Annotated in this window: 17 protein-coding genes; 12 read left to right on the top strand and 5 right to left on the bottom strand. The window is 69.1% G+C overall.

Features of this window, described 5'->3' with window-relative positions:
- Positions 1-287: 287 nt before the first annotated feature.
- Positions 288-1199: a LysR family transcriptional regulator gene (locus OG199_RS03105; protein WP_405827777.1), complete on the bottom strand. Its 912-nt coding sequence runs from the start codon at positions 1197-1199 to the stop codon at positions 288-290.
- A 278-nt stretch (positions 1200-1477) separates the two neighbouring features.
- On the opposite strand from OG199_RS03105, the gene OG199_RS03110 reads away from it, so the two are divergent.
- From OG199_RS03110 to OG199_RS03120, 3 genes are all read left to right on the top strand, one after another.
- Entirely contained in the window at positions 1478-2110 is a 633-nt protein-coding gene (locus OG199_RS03110; protein WP_356802522.1) for an NAD(P)-binding domain-containing protein, read from the top strand.
- Positions 2111-2202: 92 nt separating this feature from the next.
- Positions 2203-3141 (top strand): SDR family oxidoreductase, encoded by a 939-nt coding sequence (locus OG199_RS03115; RefSeq protein ID WP_405827779.1) that lies wholly within the window; start codon positions 2203-2205, stop codon positions 3139-3141.
- Positions 3142-3219: 78 nt separating this feature from the next.
- Positions 3220-3879, top strand: a complete 660-nt coding sequence (locus tag OG199_RS03120; protein WP_405834409.1) for an NADPH-dependent F420 reductase — start codon at positions 3220-3222, stop codon at positions 3877-3879.
- A gap of 7 nt (positions 3880-3886) precedes the next feature.
- Here OG199_RS03120 and OG199_RS03125 read toward each other — a convergent pair whose 3' ends face one another.
- The gene (locus OG199_RS03125) at positions 3887-4852 is read right to left on the bottom strand and encodes a helix-turn-helix domain-containing protein (RefSeq protein WP_401809210.1); all 966 of its coding nucleotides are present in this window, start codon (positions 4850-4852) and stop codon (positions 3887-3889) included.
- A 167-nt stretch (positions 4853-5019) separates the two neighbouring features.
- Between OG199_RS03125 and OG199_RS03130 the strand changes: the two genes are divergently transcribed.
- The 6 genes from OG199_RS03130 (at position 5020) to OG199_RS03155 (ending at position 10297) form a co-directional block, all read left to right on the top strand.
- Positions 5020-5235 carry a 4-oxalocrotonate tautomerase family protein gene (locus OG199_RS03130; RefSeq protein WP_057602221.1) on the top strand — a complete coding sequence of 72 codons (216 nt, stop codon included), beginning with the start codon at positions 5020-5022 and terminating at the stop codon, positions 5233-5235.
- A 367-nt stretch (positions 5236-5602) separates the two neighbouring features.
- Complete coding sequence (locus tag OG199_RS03135; protein ID WP_401809205.1) at positions 5603-6157, top strand: dihydrofolate reductase family protein; 555 nt, start codon at positions 5603-5605, stop codon at positions 6155-6157.
- Between the two features lie 11 nt (positions 6158-6168).
- Entirely contained in the window at positions 6169-7083 is a 915-nt protein-coding gene (locus OG199_RS03140; protein WP_401809203.1) for an RNA polymerase subunit sigma-70, read from the top strand.
- 381 nt (positions 7084-7464) lie between these two features.
- Positions 7465-8166 carry a hypothetical protein gene (locus OG199_RS03145; RefSeq protein WP_405827782.1) on the top strand — a complete coding sequence of 234 codons (702 nt, stop codon included), beginning with the start codon at positions 7465-7467 and terminating at the stop codon, positions 8164-8166.
- A 285-nt stretch (positions 8167-8451) separates the two neighbouring features.
- Positions 8452-8883 carry an ankyrin repeat domain-containing protein gene (locus OG199_RS03150; protein ID WP_405827784.1) on the top strand — a complete coding sequence of 144 codons (432 nt, stop codon included), beginning with the start codon at positions 8452-8454 and terminating at the stop codon, positions 8881-8883.
- 205 nt (positions 8884-9088) lie between these two features.
- A complete protein-coding gene (locus OG199_RS03155) occupies positions 9089-10297 on the top strand; it encodes an IS701 family transposase (RefSeq protein WP_405827786.1) in 1209 nt (402 codons plus the stop codon).
- Between the two features lie 305 nt (positions 10298-10602).
- Here OG199_RS03155 and OG199_RS03160 read toward each other — a convergent pair whose 3' ends face one another.
- The 3 genes from OG199_RS03160 to OG199_RS03170 form a co-directional block, all read right to left on the bottom strand.
- A complete protein-coding gene (locus tag OG199_RS03160; protein WP_331727747.1) occupies positions 10603-12045 on the bottom strand; it encodes an NF041680 family putative transposase in 1443 nt (480 codons plus the stop codon).
- Between the two features lie 162 nt (positions 12046-12207).
- Positions 12208-12696 (bottom strand): DUF4265 domain-containing protein, encoded by a 489-nt coding sequence (locus OG199_RS03165; protein ID WP_331727750.1) that lies wholly within the window; start codon positions 12694-12696, stop codon positions 12208-12210.
- Between the two features lie 251 nt (positions 12697-12947).
- Complete coding sequence (locus tag OG199_RS03170) at positions 12948-14798, bottom strand: glycoside hydrolase family 2 protein (RefSeq protein WP_405827788.1); 1851 nt, start codon at positions 14796-14798, stop codon at positions 12948-12950.
- 232 nt (positions 14799-15030) lie between these two features.
- On the opposite strand from OG199_RS03170, the gene OG199_RS03175 reads away from it, so the two are divergent.
- The 3 genes from OG199_RS03175 to OG199_RS03185 all read left to right on the top strand — a co-directional run bounded on the left by OG199_RS03175 (position 15031) and on the right by OG199_RS03185 (position 18780).
- Entirely contained in the window at positions 15031-16080 is a 1050-nt protein-coding gene (locus OG199_RS03175; RefSeq protein WP_401809232.1) for a LacI family DNA-binding transcriptional regulator, read from the top strand.
- A 396-nt stretch (positions 16081-16476) separates the two neighbouring features.
- Complete coding sequence (locus OG199_RS03180; RefSeq protein WP_356803311.1) at positions 16477-17820, top strand: extracellular solute-binding protein; 1344 nt, start codon at positions 16477-16479, stop codon at positions 17818-17820.
- A 12-nt stretch (positions 17821-17832) separates the two neighbouring features.
- Positions 17833-18780, top strand: coding sequence for a sugar ABC transporter permease (locus OG199_RS03185; RefSeq protein ID WP_356803312.1), 948 nt, complete (start codon positions 17833-17835; stop codon positions 18778-18780).
- The last annotated feature ends 7 nt before the right edge of the window (positions 18781-18787 follow it).

Below are 18787 nucleotides of genomic sequence, written 5' to 3' on the forward strand. Positions count from 1 at the left end.
AGTCCGTATACACGGTGGCGCATGAAAGACTCGTATGCAGCTGGGGGTTCTGAAGATGCGGGTGGCCCATCTGGTCCACGCCGGCAGGAAACGAAGGCCAACGGCCGGGCAGCCAACACGTCCGGCTGGAACCCACCGTCGGGTTCTGGATCGCAAGGACCCACTCTCGGCGCCACGAACGACAGACCGTCGGTGAACGGCTCCGCTCCGACTACAGGGCGATCAGCCGACTTGAGCCGCGTCCGCGGCGCGTACTTCCAGTCGGTCTCGGGGGTCAGCCGAACTGCTCAAGCACGCCTTGTGACCGCATCGCCACCAAGCTGCCACATTTCGTAGTTCCCGCATTCTGCCGTGATCTCGGCCGTCGACTGGGCCGCAGTGACGAAGTCATCCACTACCGGTGAGATGTGCGATGCCGCCACCGCGAGGCACACCTGGTCGGGCTCCAGATCCGGGCTGGGCACATAGACGACGTCCGGATGCGAGTAGAACACGGACGCCGAACGGGCCAGGAAGGAGATGCCCCGTCCGGCCGCGACATGCTCGAGCGTCTCGTCCACCCCACGCACCGGGTACCCGGCATTGGGGAGCGGGCGCTTGGTGGGCTGCGTGCTCGGGCCGCCCTGCCAGACCAGCGGTTCGCCGGCCAGGTCGGCCTCGGTGACCTGCTCCTTGCCGGCGAACCGGTGTCCGGCGGGCAGTACCGCTACCCGTGGCTCGGTGTACAGCGGGGTGACGCGCAGGCCGGCCTCGTCGATGGGCAGCCGCACGTAGCCGACGTCGATGCGGCCGTCGAGCAGCATCGCAGCCTGGTCGTCCCCTTCGATCCGCTGCACGTCCACGACCACGTCCGGGTGCCGGTCCTCGAACGCACGGGCCGCCGGGGTGACTGCGACGCCTGCCCGGAAGCCGACCATCAGCCGCCGCTTGCCGCCGGCGGCCGCGGACACCCGGCGGCGGACCGCGTGGGTTGAGGCGAGCAGCGGACCGGCGTCGGCCAGCAGTTGCCGGCCCGCATCTGTCAACTCCACGCCGTGGCGATCCCTCGTGAACAGCGAGGCGCCGAGATCCTGCTCGAGCGCACGGATCTGCCGGCTGAGCACCGGCTGCGCGATGTGCAGCTCATCGGCGGCGCGGCCGAAGTGCAACTGGTCGGCCACAGCGACGAAGTAACGCAGTTTGCGCAGGTCCAGATCCATGACCCCTCCGAGCCGGTGATACCTCCAGGGTATCACCGCAACGAAAAGAAGTCTTGGACGCCCACTCAGGCCAATGGCAACCTGAATAGGTACCTAATGGTCCGAGCGAATTCGGCACAAGAATTCGACATCGGAGGGCCCAGGCCCAGAATGAGCACGTCAGGAATTGAACGCCCCGATCGTGTCCGATCGTGTCATTCGACGGCGTCGACGACACAACCGTCAAAAACGACGGGTTGGACATGGCGTCCTATCCAGCTCCGGAAAGCAGGAACTCCATGAGCAGCATCAGCATGATCGGCCTGGGGAACGTGGCCCGCGTTTTGGCCGACCGGGCGCTCGCCGGCGGTAACACCGTCGAGATCATCGGCCGCGACCAGGCCAAGGCCAAGGAAGTGGCCGCTGCGCTCGGTGGCGCCACGGTCGGGACGGCCGGCACCGCACCGGCCGGGGACATCGTTGTCCTCGCCGTGCCGTACGCCGGGGCGGCGGCGGTGGTGAGGGATTACGGGGACGTACTCAGCGGCAAGATCATCGTTGACATCACCAACCCCGTAGCCCCCGACCTGCGGGGCCTCGTCGTCCCCGACGACAGTTCTGGAGCACAGGAGATCGCCAAGGCGGCTCCCGACGACGCGTATGTCGTCAAGGCGTTCAACACTGTGTTCTCCCACGTTCTGGCGGCCGGCCCGGCCGACGATCGCCCGCTGGACGTGTTCATCGCCGGCGACGACCCGCAGGCGAAGGCCCGCGTGTCGGCGTTCGTCGAGAGCCTGGGACTGCGCCCCTGGGACACCGGGGAACTGTTCATGGCGCGGGCGCTGGAGAACGTCGGCCTGCTGGAGCTGGGCCTCATGAACCACTCCGTCAAGCACACCAATTTCTCCCTCGGCATCACCCTTCTCGGCTGAGCACACCCGTTGTCCCTGCCTTTCGTGCCGCGTTGCGCCAGTTCACTTGCGGCACGAAAAGACGCTGTACCTACCCTCACAAGGAAAGTCAGATGCGAATATTCATCGCCGGGGGGACCGGCCATTCCGGTTCGTACATCATCCCCGAGCTCATCACCGCCGGGCACGAGGTCACGGGCCTGGCCCGGTCGGACGCGGCCGCGGCGGCCCTGTCCGCGCTCGGCGCGAAGGTGCGTCGCGGCGACGTCCAGGATCTCGACGGGCTCAAGGAGGCAGCGTCGGTGTCCGATGGCGTCATCCACGTGGCCCACAGGCAGGATCTGCTGCCCTCCGGGGGGATGGACGCCGTGGCCGCCGCGGAGCTCCCGATCATGCTCGCGTACGGCGAGGCACTGGCGGGAACCGGAAAACCGCTGGTCGCGGCCGGGAGTATTGGCTCACCCGGACAGCACCTGGGCCGGCCGGCCACCGAGGAGGACCCGGCCCTCCCCGCCGGCGAGGAGCACCAAGGCACCCTGCGGATCCGCAACGTCGTGGAAAGGGCCGTGGTCGACCTCGCCGAGCAGGGGGTGCGGTCTTCGGTCGTTCGGATCGCCAACATCGCGCACAGTACGACCGATCGTGCCGGCTTCCTCCCCACGCTGATCGCGCTCGCGAAGGAGAAGGGTTTCGTCGGCTACCACGGCGACGGCGCGAACCTGTGGAACGCCGTGCACATCCGCGATGCCGCCACCTTGTTCCGCCTGGCGCTGGAGAAGGGGTCAGCCGGCAGGTACTGGCACGCGGTGGGGGACGGGGCCATCCCGTTCCGCGAGATCGCCGAGGCCATCGCCGGCCGTCTGGGCCTGCCCGCCGTGAGCGTTCCCGACGATTCCCTGATGACGCCGGGGTACTTCGGGTTCCTCACGAATATCGTCACGCAGAGCTACCCAGCGTCCAACCTCATCACCCGCCGGACGCTCGGTTGGGAACCCGCCCGGCGCGGCCTGCTCGCCGACATGGACAACGGCCACTATTTCCCCGCCGGGTGACGGCGGGAACCGGGACCGGAACGAGCCCGGCAACCGGCAACTTCGGCTCTTCTGAAGGACGTTGAGACAATGACGACTGTGGGATTCATCGGAAGCGGAAGCATCGGCAGGACCATCGCGCGACTCGCCGTCGGGGCCGGGCACCAGGTGGTGCTCAGCAACTCGCGCGGTCCCGAAACGCTCGTGGACACGGCCCAGGAACTGGGGCCGCGGGCGTCCGCGGCGACGAGCGAAGAGGCCGCGGCGGCCGGTGACCTGGTCGTGGTCACGGTGCCGGTCAGCGCCTTCCGCCACGTGCCCGCCGCGCCACTGGCCGGGAAGACGGTCATCGACACCTGCAACTACGGCCCCGAGCGTGACGGGCACATCCCTGAGCTCGACAGCAAATCCCTCACCTCGAGCGAGCTGCTCCTGCGGTACGTCCCCGACGCCCTGCTCGTAAAGGCGTTCAACACCATCTTCTTCAAGCACCTGCTGTCACTCGCCCGCCCGGCACGGGCGGCCGACCGCTCCTACCTTCCGATCGCCGGAGACTCCGCATCGGCAAAGGCGGCGGTGGCCGAATTCATCGACTCCATCGGCTACAGCGTGGTGGACGCGGGAACGCTGTCCGACAGCTGGCGGCAGGCGACGGGCACGCCGGTGTGGGGAACACCGTACGGGCCGTACTCGAACGAGAAGGGCCGGCCGGCCGGCGAGGACGCCATCCACGCGGCATTGGCCGCCGCAACGCGGTGACCGTCGATTATCGCGGACCGTGATGTGGTCCGGCCGTGCCATGTCCCCGCCCGGTGGATACCGGGCGGGGGCATATTTCGCACGCAAGGGCGTCGAATCCGTCGCCTTCGGTGCGGGAGGCTCCCTCGGTCGCCGCCATGTCCTGTGTGCCGATGACGCCGAGCAGTGCAAGCTGAGCGGCGCCCTCGGTGCCCGGCGGGGCCGTGAACCACAGGAGTCGCTGGCGGCCGTCCTCGCTGAACAGACTGTGGCAGTCCAACTCGATGACACCCAGCGCGGGGTGCACGATGCGCTTGTGGTCGGTGCGGCGCAGGCCGACGTCGTGGGTGTCCCACAGGGCGGCGAACTCCGCGCTGCGCTGCCGCAGTGCCGCCGTCATCCGGGCGACCTCGGTGTCACGGCCGCGGCGGGCGGCTACCGCGTGCAGGTCAGCGACGAAGACCCGTGAGTGGTGCGGGTGATCCTCCGGCGGGTAGACCGCCCGGGAGGCCGGATCGGTGAACCAGCGGTAGGCGAAGCCGTTGGCGGGGCCGCGCGGCTCCGGGGCCCGGCCGAGCAGTGCCACGGCCTGCTCGTTCTGGACGAGGGTCTCGTGCAGGTCGGTGATGACCTGGGCCGGCGTGGTGGTCAACCGGTCGAGCAGCCCCAGCAGGGCGGGCTGGACGTGTCGCGCGCTCGCGCCGTGCGGCGATGCGGGCAGAGGGCGGTCGGCGAGATGGAACAGGTGGTCGCGCTGGTCGCCGCCCAGCCGCAGCGCCCGGGCGAGGGCGGCCAGTGTCTGGGGCGACGGCTGGGCGCCGCGTCCGCGCTCCAGCTCGGTGTAGTAGTCGGCCGACAGGCCCGCCAACTGCGCGACCTCCTCGCGCCGCAGGCCGGGCACCCGACGCCGGGGCCCGGCGGGCAGGCCGACATCGGCGGGCCGGATCCGATCACGCCGGGACCTGAGGAACGCTGCAAGCTCGGGGAGGTTCACCCGCTCATCGTCGCCTCTCCGACGAGGTCCGAGCCAGGGGCTGGTGACCCCTGGGTGGGCTCAGCCCTGGTCGGAGCAGGTGACTCGGACGGATCGTTGCTCCCATCCGGGTCGACCACCTGCTCGTCGTGAGCAGCTCCGGCGCCCCCGCACGAAAAGAGAGCACCATGCCGTTCGCGAACTTCAAGGTCCCCGCCGGCGCCCTCACCGCAGAGCAGAAGGAGCAGATCATCACGCGCACCACCGACCTGTACGCCGAGATCTTCGGCGACCGCGCCCGGGCCACCACACTCGTACTGGTCGAAGAGGTCGCCGACGCGGGATGGGGTATCGGCGGCGGTGTTCTGACGCTGGCCAAGATCCGGCAGACGCCGCAGGAGTGACGGCCTGGCGGGTCACCGCCCGCAGCGAGGCCGCATGCTTCGCCCCGTGGAGGGCGGTGCGGATCTCGACGGGGCCACAGTCACGGTGCAAAGGGCGCGTCCGGGCACGCGCCCCCACCCGTGGCGTGTGAACTGGGCGATCGTCCTCACCCCGACCGCACCCGCGTTCCACTCCAGTTCCGGGGCGATCGCGTCCGGCCCCGGGCAGGGCGGTCGCCGTTCAGCGGACCGCGGTCGACGCCGAGCCCTTCGAACCCGCCCTGGCGCACCGTCGACCGCCCCGGCATGCCGACCGATTCGTTTCGGAGCCGACCCGAGTCTTCATTCCAGAGGTCCGGAACGGCCGGTCCTGAGGACGGAGACCGACATGCGCAAGCTCATCGCGGGAGCGTTCGTCACGCTCGACAACGTGGTCCAGGATCCGGGCGGCTTCGGCGAGATCGAAAGCGGCGGCTGGGCGCTGGAGTACTTCGACGACCTGTCGCGTCGGCGGGCCACCGACGCCCTGTTGGCGAGCGACACCTTCCTGCTGGGACGGGTGACCTACGAGATCCTCGAAAAGGCCTGGTCGAGCAATACCGGACCGTATGCCGAGGCGATGAACAACCTGCCCAAGGCAGTCGTCACGAACACGCTGAGCGGGCCGTTGCCCTGGAAGGCCACCGCCCTCAACGGTGAAGCGGCGCAGACGGTCGCGAAGCTCAAGCAGGAGCGCGGCCGCGACATCATCATGTACGGCAGCTTCACCTTGATGCGAACGCTGCTGCAGCACGGCCTGATCGACGAACTGAACCTCGGTGTCCACCCCGTTGTCGTCGGCGCGGGAAGGAGGCTCTTCGACGCCGCGCTGCCGCGCTCGCCGCGGTTCGTCGCCGCAACTCCGAGTGCGACAGGCGTCGTCACACTCACCTACGCTCCGTGATGGCGAGCGGGATGGCCGATTTCACGACGGACACCGAACCGTACCGGCGTGAACTGCTGGCGCACTGCTACCGCATCCTCGGATCGGTGGACGACGCCGAGGACGTCGTCCAGGAGACCTACCTGCGTGCCTGGCGTTCGTTCGAGTCGTTCGAAGGCAGATCGTCGGTGCGCAACTGGCTCTACCGGATTGCCACCAACGCATGCCTTTCCGCGTTGTCGCACCGCAGTAGGCGTTTCCTGCCGTCGGGTCTGGGCGGACCTGCCGAGGACCCCTTGGCCTCGCTGACGGCTGCGGGAACACCATGGGTGCAACCCGTGCCCACCTCGATGCTCGACCCGGCAGTGATCGTCACGGCGCGCGACAGCCTGCGGATCGCGCTGATCGCCGCCCTCCAGGAGTTGCCCGGTCGTCAGCGGGCGGTCTTCATCCTGCGAGACGTCCTGGCGTGGTCGGCGTCGGACGTCGCGCAGGTGATGGGCACCAGCACGGCAGCCGTCAAGAGCACACTGCAGCGTGCGCGTGCGCGACTGCACCATGCGCCTCCCGATGTCGAGGAAGCGGTCGATCCCGGCGACCTGAGCGACGTCCTCGCCCAGTACATCGCGGCCGTCGAGGAGGCCGACGGAGCCGCCCTCGAACAGCTGCTACGTGTTGATGCCAGGGTCGAGGCGACGCCTTGGCGCACCTGGTTCTCCGGCCGTGCCACCTGTGTGCCCTACCTCGTGCACCGGGTCCTGGGCTCGCCGGGCGACTGGCGGTTGCTGCCGACCAGCGCGAACGGCCGGCCCGCGGCCGTCGGGTATCACCATGGGCGGCCCTACGGCATCCTCATGCTCACGGTGACCTCGACGGGCATCGCGAGCATCAACGCGTTCGGGGATCCGGCGCTCGTCAAGCGGTTCGGATTCCCTGCGCTCGCATGACCGCGCATACCCGCGGCGGTCTCGCGGTCTCGGACCACCACGCCAGAGGCTCACGGTCTACGGATGGAGCAGGAGGCACCTGGTTCTCGGATCCTGTGCGGAGCCAGGTCACGAGCACGGCGAGGGTGACGGTGCCGGGGTAGATGCATGCGCGTTTCTCGTGGCGGAGCACGCGCGAGGGACCATCGCGGCACAGAGCGAACGACTGCCGGATGTCAGTCGTGCCGAGAGAAGTGGCCACGTCCAGATCCTTGCCCGGTGTCGTGGGAGTGTCTGCGCAGCCCGGCGGTTGTCGACGCCGGGAGGGAACCACGGCCCCGGGCGAGCTCGTGTCCTGGTACGGGTGGATGGGGAACCGGGCAAGGTTCACGGGGGGGAATCATGCAGATCATCGAGGTGACCGGGTACGCCGTCCGATCTGCTGTGATCACTATGAGACGCACAGGGGCGCCACTCGAATTCGTGATCTTCCCGATGCTGCACGTGGCTTCGCCGACGTTCTACTCCCAGGTCCGCGTCAGGCTCCGGCAATGCGACCTCATAGTCATCGAGGGAATCCGGGGGAGTTCGGTCGCAGTGAGCGCCCTTACGCTCGCTTACCGGTTCGCCCCACGCCGGCGGCGCAACGGACTGCAGGAGCAACGCGACGAGCTGCTCCTTCCCGACGACGTGCCGGTGATCAACCCGGACGTGACCGCGGCGGAGGCGATCGCCGACTTGAAGGCACTGCCGCGGTGGATGTACTTGCTCCTCATCGTCGCGGCCCCGGTCCTGGGCCTGGTGTTCGCGTTGCGCGGTCCACGCGCCTTCCTCGATGAAGACCTGGCGGTCGAGGATCTGCCGTCAACACTCCGGGTGGAGATGATGGCCGACGATCCTGTGGAGCGCGCGATGACTGGTCGGCGCGACCAGCGGTTGCTCGACGCACTCGGTGAGATCCACGGGCAGCGCGGCGACGAACCGATCCGGGTGGCCATCGTTTACGGAGCCGGCCACGTCCCTGCGATCGTCTCGGGACTGTGGGACCGTCACGGGTACCGGCCACGTGAAGCGGAATGGCTCACCGTCCTTGTCCCGGCGTAGATCGGCGGACCGATCCGGTTCCGCGTGGCCTGGCAGTCGGCGGCGTGACAGCTGGTTTGATCACGTGATGCCGAGTGCGGTGAGAGGAATGCACGATCAGCAAGGCCGACGAACGCGAGCGCCGCGCGGTGGAGTGTGTGATCACCACTTGAAGAGGCATCGGGCGGTGGCAAGAAGAGAGCGGACCAGCTTGCCGTCCGCTACTTGGCGAACGTGCTGGTCACGGCCTTCGACGAGTGGATATGACTGGCCCCGCCACGTAGCCGGTCGCTAACCTCAGCCCCCATGAACCAGCGGCAGCGCAAGAAGCTCACCCGACGTCTCTTCGAAGCCATTCCCGGGGGTGACACCGCCGTCGTGAAGGCGCTTCTGCGGGCTGGAGTCGACCCGGGTCGAGCGGACAGTGAGGGAACCACCCCTCTGTACGAGGCATCCGTGAACGGGAAGACCGAGATCGTCCGTCTGCTTCTGGCCGCTGGGGCTTCTCCGGACGCCGAGAGCCGCGGACTCGGCGCGGAAGGCACGCCCTTGTGCGCGGCCGCATGCTGGGGGCACACCGAAACGGTGCGCGAACTGTTGGCGCACGGCGCCGATGCGAACCTGCACGAGGATCACGGCACGGGCTGGGCCCCCCTGACGTGGGCGACCCGCGGCCCCCATCCCGAAACCGCCGATCTCCTCATCGCGGCGGGAGCCACCCCTGGGGGAGCTCCCTAGCGTCCCCGTTCGTCATCCGGGCTCCGCTACCGCGCTCCGACTACCGCGCTGGATCTCGAGTCACTTTCGCAACACGCCCCTAGTAGGGCTTGGTCATGTGCGGTCCGTGACGGCGTGTCTTCTTGATCGGTCGTGTCGTTGATCGGGTGTGCTGAGTGGGGAGCTGGCTGCGGTCCGGTGTGATCTGGAGGACTTCGCGGCGGAGATGTTCGAGCCGTTCGCGCGGGCGGATCAGCGACGGTGGGGCGGGGTCTATCTACGGGGGCTGCTGCTGGACGGCGGGCGCAAGTCGGTGGAGCCGATGGCTGCCCGCTTGGGCGAGGACGGTAACCGGCAGGCCCTGGCCCACTTCGTCACCTCCAGCCCGTGGGATGCGGCGCATGTGCGGGCCCGGTTGGCCTGGCGTATGCAGCCGGTCATCAAGCCCACCGCGCTGGTCATCGATGACACCGGGTTCCTCAAGGACGGGGATGCGTCGGCGTGCGTGACCCGGCAGTACACCGGCACCGCGGGCAAGGTCACCAACTGCCAGGCCGGGGTCTCGCTGCACCTTGCTTCCAACGGAGCCTCGGTGGCGGTGAACTGGCGTCTGTTCCTGCCCGGGAGCTGGGATCCCGCCTCGCCGAAGGCCGATCCGGCCAAGGTGGCCCGCCGTGACAAGTGCGCCATCCCCGCCCAGATCGGCCATGTCGAGAAGTGGCAGCTGGCCCTCGACATGATCGACGAGACGCGGTCCTGGGGCATCGAGGTGCCCCAGGTCATCGCCGACGGCGGCTATGGCGACACCGCCGCCTTCCGGCTCGGCCTGGAAGAACGCGGTCTCGACTACGTGGTGGGCATCTCGACCACGACCACCGCGCAACCCGAGGACGCACAGCCCTGCACCCCGGCCCACACAGGCCGGGGCAGACCGCCGGTTCCTGCCTACCCCGAGCCTGCCCAGAGGGTGAAGAGCCTGGTCATCGCGGCCGGTAAATCATCCGCACGGCCGGTGCAGTGGAGGGAGGGATCACGGCCGGGCAGTGGCCGCAGTGGGCACAAGCGCATGTACTCGCGCTTCGTGGCCCTGCGGATCCGGCCCGCCGGGCGTGAGATCCGCAAGGCCACGGCCGGCACCGGGCTTCCGGTCCGCTGGCTGCTGGCCGAATGGCCCGCCGACCAGGACGAGCCCGTGCAGTTCTGGCTCTCCAACCTGCCCGAGACCACCCCGTTGCCCGTCCTCGTGCGCACCGCGAAGCTCCGCTGGCGCATCGAGAACGACTACCGCGAGATGAAACAGGCCCTGGGCCTGGCCCACTTCGAAGGCCGGACCTGGCCAGGCTGGCACCACCACGTCACCCTCGTCTCGGTCGCCCACGCCTTCTGCACCCTGCAACGACTGAACCGATCCCCAAAAGAGACGGCGCCGGCCTGACCCTCTACCGAGTCGTCCGCGAGCTGCAGATACTCCTCGTGATCTGGACCGGCGCCTGCCCCACCTGTCACCGTGACATGCCAGACCCCGCACCAACATGACCAAGCACTACTAGGGCGTGTCGCGAACGTCCCGTCGTCCGCCCGGAGGGCGGGCCTCGCGGCGTCTGGTGCGTGCTCTCGGCGTGCCGGGCGGAAGCCCGCGTACTGGACGTACTCGGGTTTTCGCCCGGTGCGGCGAGAGCACGTGCCAGACGCCGCGAGGCAGGCGGGACTTTCGCAACACGCCCTAAGCTTGTTCTTTATCTACCAAGACCTTCCGGGCTTGCCGATGGCCTTGAGGGTCTCGGGGCGTTTGACGGTTTTGCCGACGTCGTAGCGGGGTGCCCGGTGTTTGTTCTTGGCGCCGGGTGGCCGTCCGGGTCCGGTGCCGCGGGGTTTGGGAACTCGGGTCGGGCAGGCGAGGTGCGCGCGGATGTTCCGGAACCCTCGGCGGACCCGGGCTGGGGTGAGCCGGTCGGAGGCTGTGGGTTTCTCCCAGGGCCGGCGGAGGTCGGTGGCGAGGGGCCGGGCGAGCCGGAGCTGGGTGTGGGCGACGATCAGAATCCAGGTCCAGCGGTCCGCCGCCTCCGGAGTACGGAGTTTCGGGGTGGTCCAGCCGAGTGTCTGCTTCGCGAAGCGGAAGGTGTGCTCCAGGTCGAAGCGGCGGAGGAATGCCTGCCAGAAGCGGTCCACGTCGTCGGGGGTGGCGCCGGTCTTGGAGGACCATAACCACACGGGCGGGGCATCCCGGTCCTTCGACAGGTGCTCGACCTTCAGCCGGATCAACGTGCCCTCGACCAGCGGCAGTTCGCCGTCGTGGTCGAGCCATGAAGAGCGGTGGGTGAGCCGGGGATGGACCCGGTCCCACGCCTGGGTCTCGGCCTTGCCGTAGTTGGTGGTGTCGGTGACTGTGGTGATCGCGGGCTCGGGCCAGGTCTCCGGCTTGGCGAAGCGGAACTCCGGGCCGTGCTTGGGCGGCCGGCCGTTGACCCCATGCATCCGCGGTGGCTTCGGCAGCCGCATCACGCGGTCGGAGCGGACCCGGCCGACCAGCTCGACGGGGAGGTCACGCAGGACCCACGCCAGGCGGGTGACGTCGTAGCCCGCGTCGCTGACGATCAGGATGTCCGGGTTCCCGGCCTGCCACTGGCCCGCGTCGATGAGCCGTTCAACAACTCCGCGGAGCTGGGCGGCGGTGACCGCGGTCGCGTCATCCGCCGGGCCGAGCCGGACCGTGTCCAGGATCGCGGTCCAGGACGTGGCGCCCGGTTCCAGAGCGGCCACGAAGGAGTAGGGCCAGCCAGGAATGAACTGCGACGCGGTTTTCGCCCGGCCGTAGACGTGGCAGAACAGTCGCTCCGCCGAGCACGGCGCGTCCGAGCGGAGCCACGGCGACACATCGACCGCCAAGACCAGGCGCTCGCCGTCGAAACGCGGCAGCGGCAGCCCGGCCAGTACCGCCCGCAGCCGGCCGACATCGATCCGGCCGTGGTTCAGACCGCCATACATCGCTCCGTGCCCACGCCGATGCTCGGGCAGCAGCGTCAAGTCCACCGGGGACTTCACCGCACCGTCCGCACACAGCACCGCGTCCGCCAGCTCGAACAACTCATCGCGTCGAGCGGCCAGGCACTCGTAGAACTCAGCCCGGAAGCGTGACGCTTCCGCGAACGCTTCCCTCCGGCCAACGTCAAGCAGCAGACTCATCCTCACGGCCTTCGTCTTGATTGGTGCACCTTGGTCGGAGCACAGGATCAGACGAAGGCCGCCCCCACATCCGGCCAATCCCCAGGTGAGGAACCCAGTTCGAGGCCGCTTTCGAGTGGGAGGCAGGGCTTGAAACGCAGGAGCGGCAGGCTCACGCAGAAATCAGGCGCCCCACCACTCGCCGGTGCCGCAGCCGACTTCGTAGTGCCACCATTCCTCCGTCTGCCCTCGTGCCAGGAGAGCCTTGATGCTGGCGAAGTCCGCGCCTGCTGGCACAGTGAAAGCCACCATGGGGAAGTCCTCACTGAAGACCTCACCTCCAAGCCCGAACGGCGAAAGTCGCTGATGGACCGCCCGTGGGCTGTCACCCAGGGGACCAGTGGGTATGGGCACGACACGGATCGTGCAGTTACCGGAGGAGCTGACCTGTCCGACGGCCCAGTGGAGCCCGTCGGAATCGGTCTGGTACTTCACCACGTCGCCCTCGGCCACCCCGTCTTGAAGGAAAGGGGCATTCTCGACACGGGCCGTGCCGTCGCTTAGCTTCGTCGCCCACAGACCCTCGGTGTCCTGCGGGAACCACCCCTCGCGGGGGACGAACCGGAACCAGACCTTGATCGTCTCGACCACGCTCTCCATGACGGTCATCATGCGCCAAGTGCCAACGACACCTCACACCAGGTCTGAACTGGAGATCAACCCGCTCCGTCACGGGACAGCCGGAAGTTAAAGAACAAGCTAAGGGCTGTCCCGTAATCCCCGGCGGGCGCACGACGACAGCTACGGCGCCTCGCCGCGTTGTCGGATCGCCCGAATACACCCGGTATGAGGACGACCCTCCGCCTTGCGATGCACCGCATCTGACGCCGCGCGCTGATCCACCGGGGATTACGGGACAGCCCTTAGTCGGCCACAGCCGGGGACTCGGGCTTCTCCTCGGGCGCCGGCTCGGTGCCGGTGACGATACGGCGGATCGTCTCCAGCGGCAGCTTCGGCGAACCATCGGTGTAGAGGAGGCCGTTGGTCTCCTGGGCGGTGTCCATGAACTGCGTGTAGCAGAAGCCCGCGACGATCGGGCTCGTGTGCAGCACCCCGAAGATGTCGCCGAGCAGAGCGGCGTACTGCGTGTCGGAGCTGGTCCGCGTGTAGGAGAACTCGTCCTCCTCGGCACCCACGGACAGACCGCCGAACTCGGTGACCATCAGCGGGGCTTCACCGGCGCGGTAGCGCTCCGTCTGCCGCGCGCCGAGCGAGAGGGTCCGCCCGGCCGGGCCCGGCGAGGCGAGCAGCGCCTCGAACCCGGCGGCGTCGCCGTAGCGGCGGGTGAGCAGCTCGGGGTCGGAGGAGTAGTCGTGCACACCCATGATGTCGCTGTCGGTGTGCTCCCAGCCCTCGTTGGACATGACCGGGCGGGTCGGGTCCAGGGCGCGGGTGAGGTTCGCGAGCGCGACCGTGTAGGCCTGCTGCGCCGGGTCGTTGGCGATGTCGGAGCAGCCCCAGCTCTCGTTCACCGGCACCCAGGTGACGATCGAGGGGTGGCTGCGGTCGCGCCGCACCATGTCCAGCCACTCACGGGTGAGCAGTTCCACGGCCTCGGTGCCGTACTCGTACGCGGCTCCGGTCTCGCCCCACACCAGCAGGCCGAGCCGGTCGGCCCAGTACAGGAAGCGCGGGTCCTCGGCCTTCTGGTGGATTCGGACCGCGTTGAAGCCCATCGCCTTGATCAGCTCGACCTCGCGGCGCAGTTCCGCGGTGCCGGAGTTCGCGATCAGGGTGTCGGGGCGGTAGCCCTGGTTGAGCACCGAACGCACGTAGTAGGGGCGGTCGTTGAGCAGGAAGGCGCCCCGGCCGACGCCGGCGCTGCGCAGGCCGACGTAGCTGTCGACGGTGTCGAGCACCTCGGAGGTCGCTGCGTCGCGGACGGTCACCCGCGCGTCGATCAGCGTGGGCCGCTCGGGGCTCCACAGCAGGTCCTCGCGGTCGATGCCGTTGCGCAGGGCTGGGACGACGAGGTCGATGCGGCTGCGCGGGGTGCGTACCGCGGAGGTGGACTCGGCGAGCACCTCGCCGTCGTGGCTCAGCACGATCTCCACGCTCACCGGGGCGGCCGGCACCGAGGCCAGGGTGATCTCGGCCTCGACGCCACGCGCCGGATCGGGGATCCAGGCCAGGTCGGTGACGTGCAGACCCGCGACGGTCTCGGTCCACACGGTCTGCCAGATGCCGGTGGTCCGCTCGTACCAGACCGCGTGCGGCCGGTCCTGCCAGTCCTGCTTGCCCCGCGGCTGTGCCAGGTCGGCCGGGTCGTCCTCGGAGCGGACGACGAGCACGTGCTCGTCGGCGCCGGGGCGCAGCGCATCGGTCACGTCGGCGGTGAACGGCGTCTGGCCGCCCACGTGCTCGGCCACCAGCCGGCTGTCCAGCCAGACCTTGGCCCGGTGGTCGACGGCTCCGAAGTGCACCAGCGCCCGGTCGCCGCCGCTGACGGCGAGAACCTCGTGGGGTATGCGGCGGCGGTACCAGACCACCGGGTGCGGAGCGGTCTCGCCGATGCCGGAGGCGGGGGCCTCGGGTGGGAACGGGACGGTGATCTCCCGGTCGAACCCACCCGTCGTCTCCCCGGAGAACCACGCGTCGCGCTCGCCCTCGCCGGCGTCGTCGTACCCGAACTCCCAGACGCCGTCGAGGCTGTGCCACCGCTCCCGCTGCAGGATCGGCCTCGGATACGTCCCGTCCTGCTCGCTCGCCCTCACGGATCCTCCTCCTGCCTTTTCCGGAATTCCCGGCATAGGCGTTTCTACGGTCGAAGCCCTGCCATCATGAGTGATCATTTGCATCGATGCAAGACCCAGTGGGACACGGCGGCGAGTCGGCGCTCCCCGGTGCGGCAGACTCTGAGAGCCTGGCGGGCGCCCGATCGGGGCCACCCGGCGGGCTGTGAGTGCCGGGCGCGACGGGAAGGAGGCCCCAGTGGCCAGAGTGCGGATGCGGGACGTGGCCGAGCACGCCGGGGTGTCGGTGCGGACGGTGTCGAACGTGGTCAACGGCTACTCGCACGTGAGCCCCGACACCCGCGCCAAGGTGCAGCGCTCGCTCGACGAGCTGGGCTATCGCATGGACTACCTGGCCCGCGGCCTGCGCTCGGGCCGCACGGGCTTCATCGCCCTCGCGGTGCCGTTCGTCGCCGAGCCCTACTTCGCCGAGCTGGCCCAGGCCGTCATCCGGGCCGCGGGCCGGCGCGACATCACGGTGCTCGTCGAGTCGACCGCGGGCGACAGCGAGGTGGAACGGCGGATCCTCGAGGGCGGCCTGACGAATGTCGCCGACGGAGTGCTACTGAGCGCCCTGACCCTGCCGGCGAGCGACATCGCGGCCAAGAGGCCGGACTTTCCGCTGGTCATGCTGGGTGAGCACAGTGTCGGCGACCAGTTCCCGCGGGTCGGCATCGACAACGTGGCGGCCGCCCGCACCGCGGTCGAGCACCTGCTGGAGCAGGGTTGTCGCTGGATCGTCGCGCTCGGCCGCAACGGCAGCGAGAACGGCCGCCAGCGCACCGAGGGGTACGAGCAGGCGATGTCGGCGGCCCGGGTGCGGCGGGTGAACTGGCTGGTCGTACCGGTCGAGGACTGGACCAGGGAGCAGGGCTACGAGGCCGTACGGGAGCTGCTGGAGGGCGACGGCCCGCTGCCCGACGCCATCTTCGCCTTCAACGACGCGCTCGCCGTCGGCGCGCTGCGGGCCCTGGACGCCTCCGGGGTGCGGGTGCCCGAGGACGTCGCCGTCGTCGGCATCGATGCCATCCAGGAGTCGGCCTACACCCACCCGCCGCTCACCTCCATCGCCCCCGACCTCGACGCCATCGCCGAGCGTTCGCTGGTCCTGCTGGAGGAGCAGATGCAGTCCCCTGGAGGGTCCGAGGAGCCCGCATCGGGCGAGGACGCGCAGGTGGGTGAGCTCGTGGCGGCCCCCCAGGAGGCGACGCCGTACCGGCTGGTCGTCCGGGAGTCCTCGCGCCGCGGGCCCGCGCAGGAGTGAGCCGGGACCCGGCGCGCGCGATGTGACGCCTGTCGCTGTGTGACCCGCGTCGCGGTGAACGACGGGCTGGTAGGGGCAGGGTGGGTCGGGCGAGGCGGGCGCATCGGGCGCGCGCCCTATGGATGCCCGATTTGTGAGGGTGTGAGGCAATGTGGTCCGAGCCCCGACTCACACGGCGAGGCGAGTGCGCCGCCGCGGAACCACGCCCCGCGCCGCTGCGGAACCGGCCTCGAGTCAGCCACGGGACCGGGCGCGGCGGGGTCGCGCGGGAGGGGGCGGCGGGGCCGCGACACCGGCCCGACGACCGTCTTCTCATCGATCTATTGCATCGTTGCAAAACGTGTGCCAAGGTCTGCGCCATCGAGTTCACATCGAATTAACGAGGTGAATACCCCTATGAGCGGAGCGATGGCGCGCCGACGGTTTCTAGCCCTCAGCGGTGGCCTTGCCCTGACCGGAGGGCTCGCGGCGTGCTCCTCCCCGCTCGCGTCCGGCCTGACGGGCTCGCAGCCGAACACGGCGGATGTCATCTTCTGGAACCTCTTCACCGGTGGCGACGGCGCCAACATGGTGCTGATGGAGAAGGCGTTCCAGAAGGCCAACCCGGGAACTACGGTCGAGGCGACCATCCTGGGCTGGGGCAATCCGTACTACACGAAGCTGGCACTGGCCACCGCGAGCGGCACCCCGCCGGACGTCGGCATCACCCATCTCTCGCGGCTTCCGCTGCTGGCCGCCTCCGGCCTGCTGGAGCCGATCGAGCGGACCCCCCTCGGGGAACTGGGTGTCACCCAGGACAAGTTCACCCCGGCCGCCTGGAAGAAGGCCACCGTGGACGGCACGGCGTACGCGGTCCCGTTGGACACGCACCCCTTCGTCCTCTATTACAACGTGGACATCGCCCGCAAGGCGGGCCTGCTGAACTCCGCCGGCGACGGTCTCGTGCCCCTCAAGGGCAAGGAGGACTTCGTCGACGCGGTGAAGGCGATGAAGGACGCGGGCGGCGCACAGTTCGGCGCGGTCATGTCGATCACCGCCGACCCGTCCACGGCCTGGCGCTTCTTCAGCATGATCTACTCCGGCCTCGCCGGCCCGATCGTCACCGACTCCGGCACGAAGATCGCCATCGACGACGAGGCGACGCAGGAGACGGTCGCCCTCATGCAGAGCCTGACCGGTCCGAACCTGATGCCGAAGAACCTCACCGGTGCCGGCGCAAACGCCCTCTTCAGCACGGGCAAGGCCGGCTTCCTCTTCGACGGCGAGTGGCAGATCCCGTCGTACCGGGCGGTCAAGAACCTGAAGTTCAACGTGGTGCCGTTCCCGGCGCTGCTCGGCCCGAAGCCGGTGGCCTACGCCGACTCGCACGCGCTGATCCTGCCGCGCAACGACCGCGGCGACGAGACCCGCACCCGCAACGCGGCGAAGTTCGTCAAGAGCCTGCTCGACAGCAGCGCGGTGTGGGCCGAGGGCGGGCACATCCCGGCCTGGCTGCCGACGCAGCACAGCAAGGCTTTTCTCGACCAGTCGCCGCAGCGCAACTACGTGCAGGCCGCGTTCGACGCCCAGTACGACCCGGTGGCCTGGTACACCGGCGCCGGCTCGGACTTCCAGGGGGTGATCGGCGGCACGGTCATCGAAGCGCTCACCGGGCGGATCACGCCCAAGGGCATGGCGGCCGCGATGCGCTCCGCCCTGAAGCGGTACACCACGTCCCGACCGCCGGTCACGATGAAGTAGGAGGCAGTCACCATGACGACCGTCGTCTCGACGCGACCGGCACCCGCCGCGGCCCCGACAGGCCTCGCCGCCGACCGGCCCACCCGTTCCGAACGCCGGGCGGGCAGGCTGCTCACCGCTCCCTTCCTCGTGATCTACCTGCTGTTCCTGGTCGGCCCGCTGCTCGTCGGCGTGGTGCTGAGCTTCTTCAACACCACCACCGTCAAGAGCGGCCTCGGGGACTTCGTCGGCCTGTCGAACTACCGCGAGGTGCTCGCCGACTCCCTCTTCTGGGAGAGCATGTGGCACTCGGTGCTCTTCACGCTGCTGACCACTCCCCCGCTGGTGATCCTCGCGCTGGGCGTCGCCATCCTGGCCTCGCGCGTACGCCGCGGCCGGCTCTTCTACCGCATCGCCTTCTTCCTGCCGTACGTCGTGCCGTCCTCTGTGGTCACCCTGGTCTTCCTGTGGATGTACACCCCGCAGATCGGCCTCATACCGAAGGTCTTCGACGCCGTCGGACTGCCGGTGCCGGACTTCATCGGCAGCACCTCGGGCGGCTGGACCGCCGTCGTGCTGATGACCGTGTGGTGGACGTTCGGCTTCAACTTCGTCCTCTACACCGCCGCGATCCAGGACGTCCCCGCGGACGTCTACGAGGCGGCGGCGATCGACGGCGCGAGCCCCTGGCAGCAGATCCGCCACATCACGGTGCCGCTGCTCGGCCGGACCACCAGCCTGGTGCTCATCCTTCAGATTCTCGCCTCGCTGAAGGTGTTCGACCAGATCTACCAGCTGCTCGGCGGCGGACCCAACCAATCCACCCGACCGGTCATCGAGTACATCTACGACACCGGCTTCACCGCCTACCGGGGTGGCTACGGCGCCGCCGCCACCATGGTGTATTTCGTCATCATCGTCGCGATCTCGGCGGCCTGGTACGGGCTGCGGCGCCGTCGCGCGACCAGCAGCGCGGCCTGAGCGGAGG

The organism is Streptomyces sp. NBC_01176 (assembly GCF_045039825.1).
Lineage (GTDB): Bacteria > Actinomycetota > Actinomycetes > Streptomycetales > Streptomycetaceae > Streptomyces.